This window comes from Brenneria nigrifluens DSM 30175 = ATCC 13028 (genome assembly GCF_005484965.1).
In the GTDB taxonomy this organism is placed as follows: Bacteria; Pseudomonadota; Gammaproteobacteria; order Enterobacterales; family Enterobacteriaceae; genus Brenneria; species Brenneria nigrifluens.
Genome location: NZ_CP034036.1, coordinates 4,628,462 through 4,645,233, shown reverse-complemented (window position 1 = coordinate 4,645,233; position 16,772 = coordinate 4,628,462). Strand labels below are relative to the sequence as shown.

The following is a 16,772-nucleotide window of genomic DNA, read 5'->3' as shown; positions in this document are numbered from 1 at the left end:
TTCCCCTCATTGACCCGTTTTTGCCGCATTGCTCAGTCGCTGTATGCGGCGCAAATAAAGATCGGCGATCGCCGCTTTATCATCGTTGCAAGTGTCCAGCGCATCGCTAAGCCGATCACTCCAGATTGCTATCCCGCCCCACGTTACCGGCGATTGCAGCACCGGCCGGGGCGTCGGTGCCGTCAGACTTTCCGGCATCGGCTCGTCCACTATCTTTACCGCCGGCGGCGGGGGCGTGTTTTTGCAACCCATCACTGACAGCAGCAGGCACGACAGTGTTAGCGCACGTATCGCCTTGTGTCGCAGATCGCATCTTTTCACGCCGGTTTTCCCCTTCCGCATTGCGCTTCTGTTCATTTGCCCGTATAGCCGCCAGTGCTTCTCTGGCATCGGCGCCCATCGCTCTGATCTCTTCAAGCACTGCATTCTGTTGCCTGGCGCTGACTGACAACGCCTCATTTTTGGCGCTGCTGGTTCCGCGCTGGTATGTCTGCCAGAGCAGCCCCGCAGATACCAGCGCAAGCAGGGCGGAAAGCACGATCGTTAGCTTCATTTATCTTTCTCCAACCCGCGCAAGCACCAGGCTTTAAAGTCGGTTCGTCGGTTTACTAATCCCGTCGAGCGTTTACCGGCGCTGTTAACAAAATCTGTTAGCCGTGCGCACATCTGCGGCCATTCATGCGCCTGCGCGTGCTTCCATATCGTTGTCCTTTGCTTGCGCCCCTGCCCGTTTGTAAACCACATCAAGTTAGGGCAACCCAAATTCAGCGCCGCATCCGCCATCGCTTCAAAGGGGTATTGCGGCATGGTTTCCCCTTCAAAATTGTTATTGATGCAGTTTTCCGCCCGCTGCATGTCGTTTACCCAGCGGCGCGCAATCTCTTCATTGCTGTATTCCCGCTTTTGCACGTTGCCCGTCGATCCAATTCCGACCGTCAGCACACCGGCGGGGCAGTAATAAGGCGACTGGCGGCAATCTTCCCAACTTGCGGTTTTTTGTTGCGCCTCCGGCGACGTGCGCAGCGTTCCGGGCGATAGCGTCACACCCAACGCCACTATCAGCGCAATAGAACAACGCTTAATTACGGCTTTCATCGTCAAACTCACCCTGTTTAAGAATGGAAACCGCGCGGCGTTCCGAATCATTTAAAGATCGGCTTTCGGCCTGCCGCAAAATCTGCTCAATCAATGCATTGCGGCGACGTTGCGCGCGCTCAATGCGCACGCGGTACAGCCAGGCGCGGGCGGCTGTCACAATACCGATTACCAGCCCGGCAACTGCCACCTTTTCACTGACGGTCATTACCCCGATACCTGTTACCATTGCCGACATAGCGAACGTCACCCAATCATTCAGGCGCTGCAAATCATTCAATCCCATAGCTGCACCGTTTCTTGTTCTGCGCTTTCGGTGATTTCCGGCAGCTCGATTTCTTGTCCGGCGGCGAGAAAAAGCTGATTGCTCAGGCCGGGATTAGCGGCAACAACCGTTTCGGTAACGCCTTCCGTGCGCCCGTAGTGCCGGTAACACAACTGATCGACGGTATCGCCCTGTAACGCTTTCACTTTCACTAAAACGCCTCCGCGAAATTACGCACCACGCCGATAATGTCGGAGATCGCCCAGCGTGCATCGCGCCACAGATCCGCCGCCTGCAAGGTTAATGCGCTGGCGTGCTTCTCGCCCGCGTCGCCGGTTGTATCAACATCGCGGTAGTTCTCAATAAGCAGCGCGCGGGCGATGCTGAACACCGCGCGGCGAAAGCGGTACACCTTCACGCTCTCACCGTTGATCTGAGCCGCAGGAACGAGAGCCAACGACGCATAACCCGCGCTGGCCTGGTCTGCCCGCCACTTATCCAACTGGTCGGCAACATGCGCGACCGCTTCGATCACAACGTGCTTTAGCCGGGTTGTCGTCACCGCGCCGTTAATGCGCATCTCCATGCGAACATCGCTTAGCGAGATCTCCGGCCAGAACGCGCCGGCGCTGACTTTTTCGCCGTTATCATCGGTATCAGGCACATCGTCAGCGGCGGCGGTGACGGTTCGCCCGGCAACAAGGCTCATAATCAAAGCTCCTCAAAAGGTTGGCGGTGAGCGAGTGGAGAAAAGCACAGGCTATGCCTTGCAGATCTCCTCCCGCGCCGCCAGCGCACGGGGCGCAAGTCGGTTATTCGGTTTTTCCAGTCGCAGCTTTCTTTTCTGCTACTTTGCGGGGCGTCGTTTTTCTGGTTTTCGCCGCCGTTTTGCTCGTCGTTTTACGGGCTGCGGTCTTACTCGTCGTCGTGGCCACCACAGCCGAATCTAACGATGCTTCAGCGCCGCTATCAGCAGCATTGCCCGCATCGTTTCCGGCCTCCGCATCTGCTGCTTGGCTGTTTTTCTTAACCAGTCGAGCCAGTCGCTCGATCTCTTTTTTCACCCCGGCGCCAGCATCCAGCTTTAACGCTTCGCGCAGGTATTCCAGCGCCGTCGCCTGGTCTGCCTCAGTTCCGCTACGTAGTGCAAAGGCGCGGGTTTTAAACAGCTTGGCGCGCACCTGATCCGGCATGTCTTTGCCGTCAACAATCTGGGCGACTTCATCCAGCACGGTCAGATACGTGGAGATATCGGCGCTATCGTTGGCTTTCACCTGGACAAGGATCGGATCGCAGATTTCTTCAACCAGCACAGTCGGCGCAGTGCGGTTAAAGCGATCCGGCATAGCGAGGCTGTGAGCGATCACATAGCGCCCGATGCGCACCGCCAACTGATAATCAGCGGCATCAATCGCCCATACCATCAGCGTGACAATCACTTCATCCTGTCGCCCGCTGTCACCTTCCAGCGTGCCGTCAATCCATCCCTCATATTGCGGTAGCAGTTGCTTTTTCAGCTCGGCCTTGGCCTGGTCAGATTGCACTCTGCGTAATGCACTCTGATCCATGCGCAGCCTGTGCAAAATTTGCTCATGCGCTGTGCGGGCGGTGTCCGTCAGCTCGTCGGTTTTGCCGTGGCGTTCCGCCATGACTTTTTGAAAATGTCGTTGTGCCGGTGTCAGCATTGTCCTATCCCCAAAGTGGGGCGGGCTGAGCCCGCCCGCATGCGGTTATCCGTTATTGCCCGTCGGCGGTCGCAAAAGTGATGCCGTCGATAAACGCCACGTTGCCGTAGTCCTCAATGACAAAATCATCATTTGACGATTGATAGGTCGCCACGCGGTTATATTCCGGCTCTTCTTTAATGGTTCGACGCAGCCCGCCGCGCTGGTAATACAGCGACAGGTTCTTAAACGGCGTGATCAGAATGCCGCTTACCGGGAAATACGGGGCGATAAATGTCGGCATATTGCCGACGCGCTCTTGCGCCACAATCAACTGGCCGGCCAGCATTTCGGTGTTTGGGTTGGTCTGGCTCATTGCGTTAATGGCCGGGAAATTACTGGTTGTCAGTAGGTCGCCCGCCAGGATCACTACGTTATCCGGGTTACGCTTATGCCATTCATCCATCAGGCTGTTTTTAGCGTCATAGACTGCGGCGGAAACGTTGCCATAGGTGCCTTTGGCGATGATTTTATTGTCTTCATCGCGCGAGGTTACCGTGATGCCTGAAATCCTGCGGTGCGGTGCCTCCTGACGGATTTTCTCCAGCCAGCCGATGCCGCAATCTTGCAACAGCGGATGGGCAGCGCGATCAGACGGATCGGCGTAACTGGTGCCGTTAAACCCGATCATGATGCGGTCAAGCGACATCTGGCGCGCCATCGCTGAACTGATCAGCGGTTGGAAATTTGGCTGGTGAGCCCAGGCGTCTAACTGCTCATAGCTAATGCCATAGTCATAGTTGACTTTGCGGCAGGTGTAGTTGAGCGGCTCCATGTTGCTGTTATCAGCCGGATTGCGGCGCGTCGTTGTGCTGTTGTTCACCCCGGCCATTGGGCCTTTGCTGCCAACCAGCACTTTCTGACCGATCTGCTGATTAACGCCAAATACGTTAATCAGTTTCAGGAAAGCATCACTTTCCTGCGCCGCGGCCTCCATTCGCTGCTGGCGAGTGGGATCTACAGCAAATTTTGCCGCAACGGCTGCGGGCGACACGCCATTTAACTCGGCCTGTCGCATAACGTACCGATCAAACAGTTGGCGGGTATTATTTTCCATGTTCGTTTTCTCTCGTTGTGAATATCAGTGCTGGCTTAGAAATCGGCCTGCTGCACGTTGCCGCCACCGTTTGCCGGCGGGCGCTGGCTGAAATTGCCGTCAGTGCCTTCCAACTTCTGTTTCAGCGCAGACAGATCGGCGGTCAGCTTTTCAATAACCTGCTTATCACCAGCGCGCGCCTGCTCTGCGGCGCTGAATTGGTCGCTTAAATCGGCCTGCGATTGTGCAACGACTTCAACAGCCTGATGCACCTGACTGAACCGCTCATCGTCGGTTTTTTTGCCTTTGCCCAAAATTCCCATGACGCGGTTAAACCACTGTTTACCTTCCTCGCTATGCTGGGCCGACAGTTCGATAATTTCGGCTTCGATAGCATCGGAAAACATCGGGGCTTCGGTCTGCTGATTGTTGAAGGCCATCACCTGCGCGCGTTGCTGCGCGGCAAACTTAAGGCGCTCAGTACCCAGACTTGCCGGGGTATCCGTCATTGCCAGCCCCATCACGTAGGCTTTTCCGTTGAGGGCGAATTGCGGATGAAGCTCAATGCTGGAAAAAACCTTTTGCCCGGCATCGGTCAGCTGTTTCATGCGCGCAGAGGGTTCGATCTCTGCGTAAAGTGCGGTTCGCCCCGACAATGGGCCGTCAGTAATATCCTCCGCGCTTAGGGCGGTAACATCTCCCATCGCGCCGAAATCGCTACCGGGATAGGGGGAAAGATAGTGCTCAAGGTTGACGCGGGCGCCGTACACCTCCGGGCTGTAATTTGCCGCGGCATCGCGCAGGTGTTCCGGCTTGATTTCTCGCCCATCAACCGTGGCGCCGGATACTGCAACCCTGAACTTTTTACGCGTACTCGTTTTACTTGCCATGTTTGCCTTGCCTGCTCACGAATTGTTTAGCTCCCGGTGATGATTCCATGCCACTTAAACCCTCTCAACGCCTTGTTGTTGTAGGGGAAGTGTCACAACCGGCATAGCAAGAAACTACCCGCGCGCGCGGGTTAATCTCCTCGCCATGAAACAAGGGGAGAGCGATGGCGGTTCAGGAAGCATTCATCAGACTGCGAGCACGGCAACTTTACTGGCAGGGATACCCGCCGGCGGAAATATCGCGCCTGATGGGTATCAATCAAAATACGGTTTACGCCTGGAAGAAACGCGATGAATGGGACGAAACGCCCCCGATCCAGCGTGTTACTACGTCTATTGATGCGCGTCTTGTTCAACTGACTGCGAAAGAGAAAAAGACCGGCGGCGATTTTAAAGAAATCGACCTGCTGACGCGCCAGTTAAAGAAACTGGATAACGGTACAGCGGCGACGCAGCCGAAAAAGAAAGTACGAAAGAAGCAAAATTTCTTTTCGGAAGAACAAATTGTCGCGCTGCGGGGAAAAATTCTTGATTCGCTGCACTGGCATCAGCGGGGCTGGTACGACAATCACCACCACCGCAACCGCATGCTGTTGAAGTCGCGGCAAATCGGGGCCACTTGGTATTTTGCCCGTGAAGCGCTCCTGCGTGCGTTGCGTGATGATGTGAAATATGGCTATCAGCGCAACCAAATATTTCTGTCTGCCAGCCGCCGACAGGCCTTTCAGTTCCGTAACTTCATCCGCGATGCGGCCGCCGAGGTTGACGTCGAATTAAAAGGCGGCGACATGATCAAGCTGTTCAACGGCGCCGAGCTGCATTTTCTCGGCACCTCGGCAGCGTCGGCACAGTCCTATACCGGCAACCTGTATTTTGATGAATTCTTTTGGGTAGGGCGGTTTGCCGAACTGAAAAGGGTGGCCGGCGCCATGGCAACACTTACAGGGCTGACAAGCACCTATTTTTCCACCCCGTCAGCTGAAAGCCACGAGGCTTACCCGTTCTGGACGGGGGAAGCCTTCAACAAAGGGCGCACGCAGGGCAAGCGCGTGGAGTTTGATACGACATGGAAGACGTTGAACAGCGGGGTGATGTGTCCGGATAAAACCTGGCGCCAGATCGTTACCCTGCAAGATGCCGCCGATCACGGCTGGGATCTCACCGATATTGACGAAATCCGCGAGGAAAAAAGCCCGGAAGAGTACGAACAGCTTTATAACTGTGCGTTTATTCGCGACGGCGAAGCTGCCTTTAACTACGACATGCTGCTGTCCTGTGGCGCCGATGGGTATGACGACTGGCCGGACTGGAAACCCTACGCCATGCGCCCGATGGCCGATCGCCCGGTGTGGATTGGCTACGATCCCAATGGCGCCAGCGGGAAGGGTGACAGCGGTGCCATATCCGTTAACGCGGCGCCGCTTATCGCCGGCGGCAAGTTCCGCACGATTGAAACGCAACGCATCCGGGGCCTGGAGTTTGAACAACAGGCTGCGCTGATTATCGGCATGCTCACCCGCTATAACGTGCAACACATTGGCATTGATGGGCAGGGGATTGGCGAGGCGGTTTATCAGTTGGTCAAGAAAGCTTTTCCGGCGGCTGTCTGCTATCAGTTCTCGTTAGCCAGTAAACGTGCGCTGGTACTGAAAATGCAGCAAATGGTACGCGCCGGCCGCTGGGAATATGACCGCAGCGAGCGCGATTTGATCACAGCGTTCAACTCGGTACGCAAAATTGTTACACCCGGCGGGATGATCAGCTATGACACCGACCGATCGCGCGGCGTCAGCCACGGCGATCTTGCCTGGGCAACAATGCTTGCCATTATCAACGAGCCGCTGGGCCAGGACGGCGGCAAAACCATGACGGTTATGGAGTATTAAATTGAGCACACGAAAATCAGCACGCGCCCGGCGCCAATCCGAGTCGCGAAAGGATTTAGCCGCCGAGCTGCAAAAACTCCCCGGCCTCAGCACGTTTACGTTTGATGGCCCCTGGCCGGTCAACTCATCTTATGACCTGCTGGATTCGATGTATTGCGCCGACAATGGCCGGTACTACGAGACGCCGATCAGTTGGTACGGCCTGGCCCGCCAGTTTGGGCATGCCAGCTGGCACCAGTCGGCGCTGATGTTCAAGCGCAACGTGTTAGCCGGCTGCTTTGTTCCCCACAAACTTCTGTCGCGCCAGACGTTCTCCGCCTTTGCACTGGATTGGTTTGTGTTCGGTAATGCATATCTGGAATTTAGAAAGAACATGATCGGTGGGGCGTTGGGTTTGCGTCACTCGCTGGCAAAGTACACCCGGCGCGGGTCAGATCTGGATACCTATTGGTTTATCCAATCCGGCCTACAGGATCACCAATTCAACACTGGCGACGTTTGCCATGTGATCAACCCCGACATTCACCAGGAAATCTACGGCATGCCCGAATACCTGGCGGGGTTGTTGTCCGCCAATCTGTCACACTCGGCTGACAAGTTCCGCACGTTGTATTATGACAATGGCAGCCATGCCGGTTGTATCGTGTACGTCAACAGTGCCATGGCTGACCAGGCAAGCATCGATCAACTACAGAAGACATTGACAGACACAAGGCGGGGCGGGGCATTCAAAAACATCCTGCTACATGCGCCTAACGGGGGTAAAGACTCGGTTCAGGTGCTGCCGTTCAGCCAGATATCCGCCAAGGATGAATTTCTCGGCGTCAAGACAGCCACCCGCGATGACATTCTGGCGGCGCACCGCGTGCCTCCGCAGTTGATGGGTGTGATCCCGCAGGGTAACGGCTCGTTTGGTGACGTTGAGAAGTCGGCTAAGGTGTTTGCCATTAACGAATTAACGCCGGTGATGGAAGCCATGAAACACGTTAACGACTGGCTGGGCGAGGAGGTGATCCGCTTCAACCCCTACGCGCTGCTGGATACCGACAAATAAATCATTACCGCCATGCTTCCCGTCGGCGGCGTGGCGTCCCAGGCAACATAGTCATTGCTGACTGTTCCGGTCAACGCCCCCGATAACTCCCCAGACGCTATGCATCGAGCATAGCCACAACCGATCCGTTTACCGCATCCCATGAACCCCGCGTCAGACGCAACAGGCGGCACTCTGGCGCGCTCTCTCGTCCTCGCTCGACTGATGCACCGATGAGGTGCGCGCCTCACAACGGGCGGCTCAGGCGACACCAGACCCCCTACCTAGCCCCCAAAGCGCGCGCTTACTCCCCCGCCTCGCCTGCGCGCTAAACATGCCTCTTTTTGTGCAATATCTCAGGGTAGGGAGAACCGCGCCAGCACTAGCGCGGGATGGTATTCAATGATGTGAAAAAATTGTGCAAATTTGTGCAGTGTTTTGCAGTGATTTTTACAGGAAAAATAAATCCCGCCGGAGTGGGAGATCGTTAAGCGAGCTTCATTCGTTCGTTAAGCGTTTCGACGATAAACGCATTCACTGAAACCTGGCGTTCAGCGGCGGCAATGGTCAGCCGTTCTCCGAACGATTCAGGGTAGCGGAGGGTGAACGTTTTCACTTTCTCTTCACGCTCATAGGGATCGATTCCGCTTTCCTGACAATCTGCCAGATATTCACGTAGTGAGATTTCTCCCTCACTCCTTAGCCCATCAATGCTATCGGCTACAAAGTCACAATAGCCTGATAAACCAATAAACTTACCACGAAACATGCCAATTTCAGGCACATAACTAATGATGGCCGGTTGCCCGGCAACAACCATCGTATTTGGTGTATTAAGTGCTTTAGTCATGGTTTTACCCCTATACTTTCCAACCATTCACGCAGGCTGACCAACGCGCCTTTATCAGTATCCGGTGACGGATGCGGACGATGGAATCGGGCAATGCTCCCGTTCAGAAAAAATCGTACTCTTGAGCCGCTTCCTTCCTTAATCTCACCACCTAACGCAGTGATAAGTGACTCAATATTCGACCATTTAACACCAGAGAGTACCGGCGTTTTGAAAATCTGATTCAGCGTTTCCCGCTGTTTTTTTCTCAGACTGGCTATTTTTTCCTGCATTGCCTGTTCCATGAAGTCACCTTTTGAAGTCATTATAGATATTCTTTATGTGAAGTCAAGTTGTGAAGTCAAAGTGAGCTATCTATTTTGTTTAACTCGCTCATCACCGCCAGCCGTTCCGCTGACGACATAGCCCGGTACTTCGCCGCCCATCTTTCCGCTTTACGCTTGATGCGCTGCCGATCAATGTAATCTTTACCGGCATACTTGGCGCTGTAGGCCGAGCTTTCTGGATAGTTCATCCATAGTTTTTCCGTCCTGGCCCCGCCGCGCGTCATCACTTGGAACGTAACCGATCGCCAGCCCTTTAAAAGCTCGTCATAGAGCGCTGACGGATAGCCGGAAATCATTACGCTGCAAGGAACCTGCCGCAGAATAGCGATCAAATCCCGATGATCTTCAACCGTGTATTCATGCCGATAGCGAGCGCTGCCGGTTCTGGTTTCCAGCAAATATGGCGGGTCTGCGTAAATCAGCGTGCGGCCCATCGCTTCAAGGTCATGACTTTGCAGGAAATCAACTGCATCCTCATTGATGATTCGTAGCCGCGTATCCAGCGTGTCTACAAAATCAGGATTGAACTGGCAGAACTCTTCAACGGTGATTGGGTCAATGTCAACACCAACATTCATCCGCGCGGGCGGCTTATTCAGCATGACGGCGCCACCGCCCAGATGAGTCTCAACGTACACATCATGCGGCGGCATGTTAGCGATAATTTTTTGATATGCGCCTGACGCGGCCTTGCTTCCCAAATACCCCATATTTCCCCCTTTTGGTACCACATAGCTGTTTTTATCTGTGCTGCAGCAGTGTCATTTCTGACTGTGATCGATGCCGCTGGCCAGCACAGCCATTTACGACTGTGCGGCTAGTTCCCGCAGTGCGGCGATACGTTGCAATAACGCCGCTGCTTTATCCTGATCCCCGGATTCCCGGCCGTTCAGCGGCGCGCAGTACAGGCACCCGTCAGCGCGCGCAATGTATGACCGGCCAGCAACGGCGATCGCATGGCCCATCGCCAGGCGCTGAATCTCTCCGCTGCTGATATCCCAGCCCAGCGAGCGGGCGAAATCGGCAACGCTGGCGCGCCATTCGTCCGACAGTTTGATAACCGCCTGTTTTTCATTCGCTTTAATGGGCTGACTTGTGGACGAGTGTTTGTTATGTCGCCGATCCGGCGGCTGCGATCTGAGCCTGCCTAGCAATGCGCGCCGTTCCGCGTCCGTCATCTGTTGAAAGTCGATGCTTTCTTGTTCAGACGTACCGTCAATCTCTCTATCGGTTGACTCGGAAATGTTTATTTTTTCGTCTACCGTAGAGTTATTGACAGAACTCCAAGCGTCGCCGGGGGGCGACGTAACAGCCAAAGCCCTCCCGCCGCTGGCATTGGCGCCATCGTCAACGGCCTGTTTTTTCCTGATTTTCCACTTGATCAAGCGGGTACAAATACGTGAGAGCGCGCCCAGGCGCGGAGAAAACACCCCGAATATTTTTTCTGGCGTTTCGCCGTAGGTGTTCTGCTCGTCGGCTTCTTCATAAGCGATGCGCACCGTATAGCGTTCGCGTGGGATCAGTACGCCGCCTTGCTTCTCGATGTAAGTAGCGAAACAGCCCGCATCCGCTGCCGCTAACACGGCATCCATTGCGGGATCGGCAAGCTGCGGCGCTCCGCGTTTGAATGCGCCGGTTTCTTTCTGCGCCGCGGTTAACTGGTTCGCCAGTCGGCGCAACTCGCGCCATACCGTCACCGGTGGCATGCCGAACGGCTGAAACTGCCGGATATTATGCTGGGACGCCCAGGCCATCGCATACTTTGCCGTATCGCTCAGCGGCTTACCGGTTTCATTGTCCAGCTCGCCATCCAGCGCGTAACCATCAATGTTTTTGCTGATGTACTTCGCCACGTAAGCGGTGGCGCTGCCTTTCTGTGGGTCGAGTTTCTTCGCTTTAAAGCGGGCGCCCGTATTGCGGCCCAGCTCGGCCCGATCTTCGGCAATAAAGTAATCGCGCAGAATATCGGTTATTTCCTTTCTGTCATCCGGCGGCATGAACAAAAGCACGTGCCAGTGCGGCGTAGCGTCGTGATGCGGTTCCGCAACGCGGAAGCCATACGGGCGCAGGTTGCGGCGATTGAGTGCAGACATTGCCCGCGCCCATGTTTTGCATAGATAACGCTGCCCCTGGCGCGGTGAAGTGTGATCCCATTTAGGGTTTTGATGCCCGTTCTGCGTGTTCGCGTGATAGCGAGAAGGGCAGGTGATAGTCAGAAAAATACCGGCATCGCCGCGCGCCATAGCGACCATTTCAACGCCAGCCATGCGGGTCATTAGTTCATGCCGGCGTATGGCTGGGTTACTGGTGCTGGCATAAACCATGTTTTCCAGTGATGCAATGTTGCCATCCTCATCAACCAATTCATGAGACTGGAAAAAAGCGCGGTTTTTGCGGCGCTGCTCTTGCCACTGGTTCAGCGCGTCGATGCTGACGTATGGCATCCTCTTTTTGTGGATCACGCCGATAGCGCGGAACTGGTTTTCTCTCCACTCGCAACGCAGACGCCACAACTTACGCCCCCACCATTCCGGGCTGGTAATGCGTAGAATGGCGGAGCAAATACGATTACGTGATTCGGCATCACCGATAATCACACCCCAGCACGGCGGCGTTACGCGCAGCGCCAAGATTTCCCGGCCAAGATGCCAGAAAAGAGCCTGAATATCGTCATTCGCCATTTCTTCCGGCGAGGTGTCGCCGCATTCCGTTTCAAACATTTCCGCGACACTAGCGGCAATAGTATGGCCGGCGTTGATCGCCTCCTGCTTAGTGAACTCGGCCAGGTGCGGCCAGCGGGCGCGCCAGTACATTGCCAACTCTGACGAAAAACCATCGCGCACGCTTTGCTTGGCGCGTACGGCTTCAAGACGCAGCAGGGCTTTTTTCACGGTTCCCATGAAAAAGGCGCTGACGTGTCGCGGCTCGCGGTTGGCCCGCAGCCATTCTATTTTTTGTCGGTAGGTGTCGCGGATAAAAAACGGTTGTTCGCGTAACCTGGCTTCAACGCCTTCCGGCGTTTTCATCCAGCCGCTTTGTTCTTCCAGGTATTCCGCGCGGGCTTTTTCTGCAAACTCATGCCGGATGTACAGCAAGGTGCCGTTAGGCTCTGAACGATCCAGCCTGGCGATGGCCTGATTAAAGTCTAAATCTGGCGCAGAAATGGCGCGCGCAACGAGGCGTTTTAAGTGAAGGTCAACGACAGGATGCTGTTTAACTTCCGCAGTCGGTAGGGCAGGGGAAGATCCGGCGCTCTCAGAGAAGGGAGAGATCGCCGGGCGCGGGGCATTCCAGGGATAGGCCCATTGCTGGGGCATTATTCACCCCGCCGAACGTCAAGATATGCCGCTATGAATGCTTTGGCCGCTTCCGCGTTGATCGCATTTCCGTAGGCGCGCAGTCGTCCCACTCGGCCGGCAATCCCATCAGCCATCGGGAATGTGCCGGGTTCAACTGGCCTCCACTTCCTATCCCGGCAGAAAATCCAATCTGCATCACGCCAGAAGCCGTTAACCTGCAAGGCCCGGCGATCGCCGCAAAGTCCTGTAACCTCTGCTGGTTCTTTTTCCCGCGCTGATCTTTCATGTTCAGCGCGCGGTCTGGATTCCCCGATCTGTCGTTGCTTGCCGATAACGGAGTCGGCCAGCCCGCAAGCCCTACCACATGCGCCAGCATCAACTGTCTTTTGCTGTTCGAATTTAGGCGCGTTAACGCATTCTGAGGATGATGATCCGAATCCTGCGCGCTGGTTGTCGGCCATCCCGATAACTGCGACGCCGATTGCAGATTCATTCCTCCCATCCTGCCGCTGGTTCCTGCTCCGGTTCCGTTGTTCGCTGTTGGCGTCGGCCAGCCCGTTAAGTAAGCTTGCCTCGGTAGCTGATCTATCCTCTCCTTTCCATCGCGCAGCGCTATCATTCCCGGGGTGTCTTTCCAGTCCCTTGTGGTTGGTGTTATCCAGCCCGCTAGCACACCAATAGGCGCGGTCACGGATATGCGGGGCGCCGACGCCCGCAGACGGGAACGGGACAAGCCCAAAGGCGTAGTCCATTTCTTCCAAGTCAGTTTGTACAAGGTCGAACCATGCATTTGCGTTACCGCTTGCAACCTGTTCGCCAAAGACGTGCTGAGGTCTGCACTGACGGATGAGCCAATGGAATGATGGCCACAAGTGCCGCTCGTCATCAAAACCCGTCGCCTTTGCCTGCCGCGCTGAAAGGTTGGCAAGGGCAGGATCCCGTCCAGACTGGTTTATCATCCGGCCATCCTGCGCGGCGCAGGGCGTATGACCAGACGCCGATCCCGGCAAAGAAATGGCATTGCGTGTAGTTTTTAAGGTCATCAGGTGTCACATCCTCAATTGAACGCTCGTCAACATCGCCGGGCGCAATATGGCCGGCAGCAATAAGGTTGCGCAGCCATTGGGCTGCAAAGGGATCGATCTCGTTGTAGTAGGCGGCCATTATTCACACACCCCGGCATACACACTGTTGCAAACCATCGGATCGACAGCTTCGCCCAATAAATCGAACTGGCGCCCCCCTCTGGTTGTTAACGCCCAATCTCTGTACGTTTGGATGCCGTGAGACTCGACGCTAATACACTCAATGCGCCGTTCTGCTTTTTTGGGATCGTTTGTTGATGGGAAAAACGTTGAATTTTGGCGGCGGCTACAGGCAGCAACGAGACGTTCCCACTTGGCTACTCGCTCAATCTCCTCCGGCCAGCGGCGGAATATTTCTGCCAATTCGGATTTTCTGGCTTGAATGCATGGCATGCATCCGACGCGGCTACAGCCTTGCTCGTATAGCGGATTTGGCTTGATACCGTGACGCTTTGCCAATGCGAAAACATCGGCATGCTTCCAATGAAGAATAGGGCGATAGATGCTTAGGCGAGGGCCAATATCAAAGCCGGATTCCCACTCAGATAAAAGCGCACGCGGGGCGGACTCTTCAGCGCGTACCCCTTGCCATGAGACAACCTCAAACCCTGCATCAATAATTGGTTCAACAACCTGTAAACGGATTGGCTCATGTTTTAGTTCTGTAGAGCAAAAACGCCGTTTCGTTGACGGGAAGCGGCCCTTCCACATGCACAAATCAAGAAATGGAATACCAGTGGGATGCAAGGTATCTAATGCGGTGGCGATAATATTTGCGGCCTGCTCGTCAGTAAAACCACATTCTGAAACAAGGGTGACAGGCCACTTTTCGGCAATAAATTTGCGCTTACCTTCAATGTGAGTAGAGAAATCAGCATGGACACGCCTTATTTTCCCTAGCTTGGACTCCAGATAATCCAAATACTCCATTGTCTGAGGGTGTTCATGACCCGTGTCGGCGAATGCCGGGATATGATCAGCGCCGCTCTCAATGGCTAATAGCCATTGAGCAAGACTATCCTTACCTCCTGAAACGGAAATAACGTTGATTGTGTTTGGCTCCAAGCATAGGGGATTAACAGCAAAAGGGATCATTTACTCACCCCTACATCCAGCACACCAATCAATTCCCCGGCCTTTTTGCGTGAAACCGCGGCGGCACCCAGCGAGCGGCTTACGCCAATCTCATAAAACTTGTAATTCTGGTAAATTTCGCGCGTGGCGGGGGTATCGCTATTTGAAATAACTACGGCGGCGCCAGTTTCGTAACGAACGATTCTTAGGTATTTAGCCAATGCGCGGTGGCTCTCGACGGTAAATGCTCTGTGGTGATATTGCGTGAAATTTGCCGTGTCACTGACCGGCAGGTAGGGCGGATCGCAATAGATAACGCTGCGTTCATTTATCGCTTTCGCGGCCAGCACTTTCCGAAAATCTGCCGCGATAAAACAGGTTGTGGTGTCGTTGGCCTTTTCCGCAAACAGCCTTATCTCTGCTTCCGGGAAGTAAGGTTTTTTATAGCTTCCGAACGGGACATTAAAAAAACCTGATGCGTTGTACCGGCAAATACCGTTAAAGCAATGGCGATTCAGGTATAGAAATAACGCGGCTTTTAGCATGTGTTCATCGTCAGATATGGCGTTGAACTTGTCGCGGTTGCGATAAAACTCGCTCTTGCTATTGCCGTTTTTGAATAACTCTTTTGCTGTGCTGATAAATGCCTGAGTGGCGCCCTTAGCCATCCGATATGTATTAATCAGGTCAGCGTTAATATCAGCCAGCACATAGCGGGGATAATCGGTATTCAGGAACACGGACGCGCCGCCGACAAACGGCTCAAACAGGCGATCGCCTTTCGGCAGGAGTGGCAGCAAATCGGGCAGGACGCGGGTTTTACCCCCCGCCCATTTGATGAACGGGCGGATCATTTCGGCGCCCTCTCGTTTATTACCTGGGCCAAACGTTCAATCAGCGCCGTTTGCATTGCTGCTGGTGATGATGGTTCCAACCCAGCAAAGAAATCCGCGACCTCACTGAATACCAAATCGCTTAGCGGCTTATATAGATTCTTGTCATACCTCCATTTGCCATCATCAGAAATCAATGCGCCTGCTGAAACTCCCTTTGCTGGATCATAAAAAACAGCTAGCCCCAGACGGTGAAAAAACTCTTGATTGATAGTCTTCAACAGACCGCGGGCGCTTAATTCATTCCAATCAATCCAATCACAACCGCCTATTTTTTGCGGGCGTTCCCCTTCATGGTGTAGGTTGCTCCAGACATAAGTAACCAACCCGGCCTGGTTAATCGCATCATCAAGCGCGTGATGTTTAACCCCGTCAAACATCTGCGTGCCGACGCCTTTCGCCAGCCCCAAAGCCTCAATAGCCCTGACGTCCCGCTCATTCCAATATTTCCACGGAACATCGTCAAAACTTAAACCAAATGCCGTTCTCAGAATGACGCAATCAAAAGACGGGCTTTTCGCCCACACTTTCAGCGAACCTAGATCATCGGCGTTATCTGTCAGCCAGTCGCTAAAACCGCCGAGCGCATCACGCATCGATACGGCATCATCACCGACTAGCTCGGCGCGCGCTTCGGATGGCTGGCGCAACCACCATTTGATAGTATCGCCATCCGCTACCGCGCCTTTTTCCATGTGATTCTCAAAGTCAACGCGGGTATAGAACTCTTCACCCAGGCCATAATTTTCCGGGTCAAAGAACACGGCGCCGATGGCGGCAATCGGTGCGTTAGGCTTTTTACCCAATGTTTCTAAATCAATCATGACGTTATTCATTTTTCACCCCGATAGTGTTTACTTTTCTGTTCGCTAATGCCTTGGCAATGTACGCAGAGCGACACGCCAGGAACGGCAACGCGGCGCGCTTCCGGTATTGGCGCGTCGCAGTTTTCGCAAGTAAAAGCGGATGGCGCCGCAGACTTGCGGCGGGCGGCGGCGATATGCGCATCGCGTATCATGTCTTGCTGCTCTTGCGCGGCGTCCATGTAATCAGCCATCAGATAATCTCCTGCGCCGATGACTCAAAGCGGCCCGCCTCGGCGCGCAGCAGTTCAATGATTTCCGTGGCCGAAAGCCCTTTGTTCTGCGCATGAATAGACAGCGCATCAAGACGAACGGAAAAGCCAAAATGCTGGTCTTTTTTTTCTTCCAGTTTTGCTTTTTTCAGAAGCTCGGTAAGCGCTTCATTTCCTGCCGTACTCATTTTTCTAACTTGCGCATTTCTCATCGTGATTTCCTTTTTTCAGGTAATAGAAA

General features: G+C 54.4%; 20 protein-coding genes and 2 pseudogenes. 2 read left to right on the top strand and 20 right to left on the bottom strand.

What is annotated here, in order from left to right:
- Positions 1 to 6: 6 nt before the first annotated feature.
- From lysC to EH206_RS21810, 9 genes are all read right to left on the bottom strand, one after another.
- Complete coding sequence (gene lysC, locus EH206_RS23710; protein ID WP_040343522.1) at positions 7 to 198, bottom strand: Rz1-like lysis system protein LysC; 192 nt, start codon at positions 196 to 198, stop codon at positions 7 to 9.
- Positions 116 to 553, bottom strand: coding sequence for a DUF2570 domain-containing protein (locus tag EH206_RS21845; RefSeq protein WP_009114934.1), 438 nt, complete (start codon positions 551 to 553; stop codon positions 116 to 118). The genes lysC and EH206_RS21845 overlap by 83 nt, the downstream gene beginning before the upstream one ends.
- Complete coding sequence (locus tag EH206_RS21840) at positions 550 to 1,095, bottom strand: lysozyme (protein WP_009114933.1); 546 nt, start codon at positions 1,093 to 1,095, stop codon at positions 550 to 552. The genes EH206_RS21845 and EH206_RS21840 overlap by 4 nt, the downstream gene beginning before the upstream one ends.
- Positions 1,079 to 1,381, bottom strand: coding sequence for a phage tail protein (locus EH206_RS21835; protein WP_040343520.1), 303 nt, complete (start codon positions 1,379 to 1,381; stop codon positions 1,079 to 1,081). Before EH206_RS21835 ends, EH206_RS21840 begins: the two co-directional genes overlap by 17 nt.
- Positions 1,372 to 1,572: a tail protein X gene (locus tag EH206_RS21830; protein ID WP_009114931.1), complete on the bottom strand. Its 201-nt coding sequence runs from the start codon at positions 1,570 to 1,572 to the stop codon at positions 1,372 to 1,374. The genes EH206_RS21835 and EH206_RS21830 overlap by 10 nt, the downstream gene beginning before the upstream one ends.
- Positions 1,572 to 2,069 (bottom strand): head completion/stabilization protein, encoded by a 498-nt coding sequence (locus EH206_RS21825; RefSeq protein WP_009114930.1) that lies wholly within the window; start codon positions 2,067 to 2,069, stop codon positions 1,572 to 1,574. The genes EH206_RS21830 and EH206_RS21825 overlap by 1 nt, the downstream gene beginning before the upstream one ends.
- Before the next feature lie 103 nt (positions 2,070 to 2,172).
- Positions 2,173 to 3,045 carry a phage terminase small subunit gene (gene gpM / locus EH206_RS21820; protein ID WP_009114929.1) on the bottom strand — a complete coding sequence of 291 codons (873 nt, stop codon included), beginning with the start codon at positions 3,043 to 3,045 and terminating at the stop codon, positions 2,173 to 2,175.
- A gap of 52 nt (positions 3,046 to 3,097) precedes the next feature.
- Positions 3,098 to 4,141, bottom strand: coding sequence for a phage major capsid protein, P2 family (locus EH206_RS21815; RefSeq protein ID WP_009114928.1), 1,044 nt, complete (start codon positions 4,139 to 4,141; stop codon positions 3,098 to 3,100).
- A 35-nt stretch (positions 4,142 to 4,176) separates the two neighbouring features.
- A complete protein-coding gene (locus EH206_RS21810) occupies positions 4,177 to 5,010 on the bottom strand; it encodes a GPO family capsid scaffolding protein (RefSeq protein WP_009114927.1) in 834 nt (277 codons plus the stop codon).
- A gap of 164 nt (positions 5,011 to 5,174) precedes the next feature.
- Here EH206_RS21810 and EH206_RS21805 point away from each other — a divergent pair, with 164 nt between their 5' ends.
- Positions 5,175 to 6,896 carry a terminase large subunit domain-containing protein gene (locus EH206_RS21805; protein ID WP_009114926.1) on the top strand — a complete coding sequence of 574 codons (1,722 nt, stop codon included), beginning with the start codon at positions 5,175 to 5,177 and terminating at the stop codon, positions 6,894 to 6,896.
- Position 6,897: 1 nt separating this feature from the next.
- Positions 6,898 to 7,950: a phage portal protein gene (locus EH206_RS21800; protein ID WP_009114925.1), complete on the top strand. Its 1,053-nt coding sequence runs from the start codon at positions 6,898 to 6,900 to the stop codon at positions 7,948 to 7,950.
- Between the two features lie 466 nt (positions 7,951 to 8,416).
- Here the strand turns inward: EH206_RS21800 and EH206_RS21795 are convergent, their stop codons facing one another.
- The 11 genes and pseudogenes from EH206_RS21795 to EH206_RS21750 all read right to left on the bottom strand — a co-directional run bounded on the left by EH206_RS21795 (position 8,417) and on the right by EH206_RS21750 (position 16,743).
- The gene (locus EH206_RS21795; RefSeq protein WP_009114924.1) at positions 8,417 to 8,779 is read right to left on the bottom strand and encodes a type II toxin-antitoxin system HicB family antitoxin; all 363 of its coding nucleotides are present in this window, start codon (positions 8,777 to 8,779) and stop codon (positions 8,417 to 8,419) included.
- Positions 8,776 to 9,051, bottom strand: a complete 276-nt coding sequence (locus EH206_RS21790; protein ID WP_083832821.1) for a type II toxin-antitoxin system HicA family toxin — start codon at positions 9,049 to 9,051, stop codon at positions 8,776 to 8,778. The genes EH206_RS21795 and EH206_RS21790 overlap by 4 nt, the downstream gene beginning before the upstream one ends.
- A 68-nt stretch (positions 9,052 to 9,119) precedes the next feature.
- The gene (locus tag EH206_RS21785) at positions 9,120 to 9,815 is read right to left on the bottom strand and encodes a DNA adenine methylase (protein ID WP_009114922.1); all 696 of its coding nucleotides are present in this window, start codon (positions 9,813 to 9,815) and stop codon (positions 9,120 to 9,122) included.
- A gap of 93 nt (positions 9,816 to 9,908) precedes the next feature.
- On the bottom strand, positions 9,909 to 12,422 hold the full coding sequence (locus EH206_RS21780; protein WP_009114921.1) for a replication endonuclease: 2,514 nt from the start codon (positions 12,420 to 12,422) through the stop codon (positions 9,909 to 9,911).
- Positions 12,422 to 13,568, bottom strand: a pseudogene (locus EH206_RS21775) (DNA cytosine methyltransferase). Before EH206_RS21775 ends, EH206_RS21780 begins: the two are co-directional and overlap by 1 nt.
- Complete coding sequence (locus EH206_RS21770) at positions 13,568 to 14,584, bottom strand: phosphoadenosine phosphosulfate reductase domain-containing protein (RefSeq protein WP_009114920.1); 1,017 nt, start codon at positions 14,582 to 14,584, stop codon at positions 13,568 to 13,570. The pseudogene EH206_RS21775 and the gene EH206_RS21770 overlap by 1 nt, the downstream one beginning before the upstream one ends.
- On the bottom strand, positions 14,581 to 15,417 hold the full coding sequence (locus tag EH206_RS21765) for a Dam family site-specific DNA-(adenine-N6)-methyltransferase (RefSeq protein WP_009114919.1): 837 nt from the start codon (positions 15,415 to 15,417) through the stop codon (positions 14,581 to 14,583). Before EH206_RS21765 ends, EH206_RS21770 begins: the two co-directional genes overlap by 4 nt.
- The gene (locus tag EH206_RS23705; protein ID WP_425456682.1) at positions 15,414 to 15,677 is read right to left on the bottom strand and encodes a hypothetical protein; all 264 of its coding nucleotides are present in this window, start codon (positions 15,675 to 15,677) and stop codon (positions 15,414 to 15,416) included. The genes EH206_RS21765 and EH206_RS23705 overlap by 4 nt, the downstream gene beginning before the upstream one ends.
- Positions 15,678 to 15,755: 78 nt before the next feature.
- Positions 15,756 to 16,292: pseudogene (locus EH206_RS23485) on the bottom strand (3'-5' exonuclease); the annotation flags it as partial.
- A complete protein-coding gene (locus EH206_RS21755) occupies positions 16,289 to 16,513 on the bottom strand; it encodes a TraR/DksA family transcriptional regulator (protein WP_009114917.1) in 225 nt (74 codons plus the stop codon). The pseudogene EH206_RS23485 and the gene EH206_RS21755, both read right to left, overlap by 4 nt.
- On the bottom strand, positions 16,513 to 16,743 hold the full coding sequence (locus EH206_RS21750; protein ID WP_009114916.1) for a DUF2732 family protein: 231 nt from the start codon (positions 16,741 to 16,743) through the stop codon (positions 16,513 to 16,515). The genes EH206_RS21755 and EH206_RS21750 overlap by 1 nt, the downstream gene beginning before the upstream one ends.
- Positions 16,744 to 16,772: the final 29 nt, after the last annotated feature.